Origin of the sequence: Clostridium porci, from assembly GCF_009696375.1 — a bacterium.
Classification (GTDB): domain Bacteria; phylum Bacillota; class Clostridia; order Lachnospirales; family Lachnospiraceae; genus Enterocloster; species Enterocloster porci.
Map to the genome: position 1 here is coordinate 1 of NZ_VUMD01000051.1, position 2,789 is coordinate 2,789.

At 43.6% G+C, this 2,789-nt stretch carries 1 protein-coding gene; it reads right to left on the minus strand.

Features of this window, described 5'->3' with window-relative positions; translation table 11 throughout:
* Positions 1-162: 162 nt before the first annotated feature.
* A complete protein-coding gene (gene ltrA / locus FYJ39_RS20200; RefSeq protein WP_002585010.1) occupies positions 163-2,043 on the minus strand; it encodes a group II intron reverse transcriptase/maturase in 1,881 nt (626 codons plus the stop codon).
* Positions 2,044-2,789 lie beyond the last annotated feature (746 nt).

Sequence of the window (2,789 nt, forward strand, 5' to 3'; positions counted from 1 at the left end):
TATAGTGATAGGTAAGCCCCTGATATCATCTCAGGCTTTTCCCCCACTTCACACCGTGCATGCGACTTTCACCGCACACGGCGTTCCATCGGTTAGTAGATTTCGTTGTCTAAACAATCAAACCTGTCATAGAAATACTGTGTTGTGTTGATTAGTGAGAGATTAGATTAACGGCAGAGACGCCAACTCACGGAGCGTATTTACCTTTTTGAGCTGGCTCTTGTCAAGCTGTAGGAGTTCCAAATATTTTGCGATTGTATCTGCATTGATGGCATGAATCAACTTGTGTACAGAATCCTTCACTAAAATAAGATTCCCATAGGAATCATCGCCTCCAAGATACCGGGGCAGTTTGTGATGACAGTGAATCTCATGTGTACTTGAGAATTCTTCACCGGTAACAGCACATTTTCCCCATTGAGCAGAGAATAGTGATATTCTGTTATCTGCATATTCCGCGCTATAGCCATAGGGTGGCTTCCGCATAAGCGAGAGCAGAATGGCCATATTGATTCGTAGGTTATTGTGAATGCCTTCCCGCCCCTCTGGAGTGTAGTAATTCCATGTTTTTTTACGGAATAAAGGATTCTTGTGTTGCGTGTAGCCAATAGGATATACTGGCTCATTTGTGCCTGCAACATATCGCATCATTTTGGATTTTCCAAATCGGCTTCTTTCAAACTCAGTCAATTCCCGTCCGGTTTTAACCAATCGATTCCCGTTACGGGTACTAAGCCTATTTGTGAGCAGTGTCATAACTGCACGATTTAGTATTGCGCAATCATGGTTGATATGGGTGGCAATGCAGTAATAATTCTGCATTCCTGTGACCATACTGTTATAGAGCCTGATTTCACCCTGTTCTCCATAGATTTTTCGGGGATGGACAATCCGTTTTGCCTGTGTTTTCAGCTTCTGGCGCTTGTGGTCAAAATTCTTATCAGCGATGTATGAAATTACCACCAGCTTGTTGCCTTTCCTGTGAACTTTCATCTTGAACCCAAGGAAGTCTGAGTAATGATTTCTGACATTGATAATCCTTGTTTTCTTTTCTGAGATTTCCAGTTTCAGCCTTTCTCTTAACCACTGTATAACTGCGTGCATTGTCCGTTCAGCAGTATCTTTCGTTCTACAGTAAATCCGAAAGTCGTCCGCATATCGAACAATGAACATCTCTTTGAGGTTGGACTTTTTCGCCTGTCTGTACCCGTTTTCAGGTCTGACATTTCTTTTGCATATCGGACTCCATTGCCATTGGCTTTCAACCCAGTGGTCGAGTTCGTTAAGAACGATGTTTGCAAGGAGTGGAGAAATGATTCCACCCTGTGGTGTTCCCTTATCAGGCGTAATAAATGTTCCGTCCTCAAGTTTTATCTGTGCTGTCAGTATTCTCCGAAGCACAAATATAAGCGCCTTATCGTGAATCCCCATTGCCCAAATCTGCCGAATCAGCTTTGCATGGTTCACATTGTCAAAAAATCCTTTAATATCGAATTCAATGACATAGTGCAGGTTTGCTTGCTGTAACAGTTTATAACTTCTGGCAATAGCGTTTTCTACGGAATGGTTCGGTCTAAAGCCATAGCTGTTCTCACTGAACTTAGCTTCACATACCGGCTCCATTACCTGCTTAATACATTGTTGGATTAACCTGTCCCAGATGCATGGAATGCCTAAGGGTCTTGTCTTGCTCGGGTCGTATGGCTTCGGTATCTCCTTTCGCCTGACTGGCTTAGGACGATAACCATGCTCACTTCCGTTTACAATAAATCTCACTTTTTCAACTACTTCATCAGGGGAGCACTTTCCAATGTCCCTGATTGTGAGTTTATCTGTTCCACACGTTTTACTTCCTGTGTTTTTCTTGATATTTCTGTATGCCAGCAGAATGTTTTCCCTTTGAAGGACGATAGACATGAGGTCTGTAAACACCTCACCATTCTTACTGGCAGCATATAGATTATCGAAGGTATCTTGCATTCCGTAATACTCGTTATGTCGCAGATTTTCCTCACATAGCAGTTGTTTCTTTTTTCTGGTCATAAGGCATCACTCTCCTTTCGCGGGAAAGTGTCCCTTTTTGTCTTACTCGTAATCCTTATACGATTGAATGACAACAATAGTTTCTAACCGACTAAAGCCCATTCCTCAAGCCCGCCTTTTTCGTTGGGCTGTCATAGGTTCGAGCTTCGCTTTTCAGCACAGATTAAGCGGCTTATATGATTCGTCCGCAGATTGCTTATGAGCAACTCTGTACCTTTCCACGTTCCGATAACCCTATCTGTACATATATCCTTAGGTGTCCGCTATAGTCCTGTCAGCTTGATTGTGCCTGCAACACAATACGGAATTTCATATTTTCGATTTTTACTTTACCGCACTGACCCACATTTAAGTGTCCGTACATTTCTATACGGTAAACATCTAGACCCGTACATTCGCGGTTTTCGTCAGTCCGTCGTAGACATTCTCACCATAGATATTTTATAGACTCCCGGCGTGTCATCTGCATACAGTACCTCTACTGCACTTTCGTCAGCCGTGTTGCCACGCTGTTACGACAAACTTCCGCCGACTTTATCGAGCTCCAGACTCCAGCCATTACAGCCGAAGCCGGTCGAAGTATCAGAGTAGGCATTTCAGGGCGTTACTCCTTCATTCTACCTATCGGGTTATCAGTTGTTGCTCATCCCTGCCGAGATAAGCCCGACGCTTTTAGCATCACATGGCCATAAGTCTATGAAGTATTACCCTCATAGCGTGATGTTTGTGCGTCAACGTGTCGCACC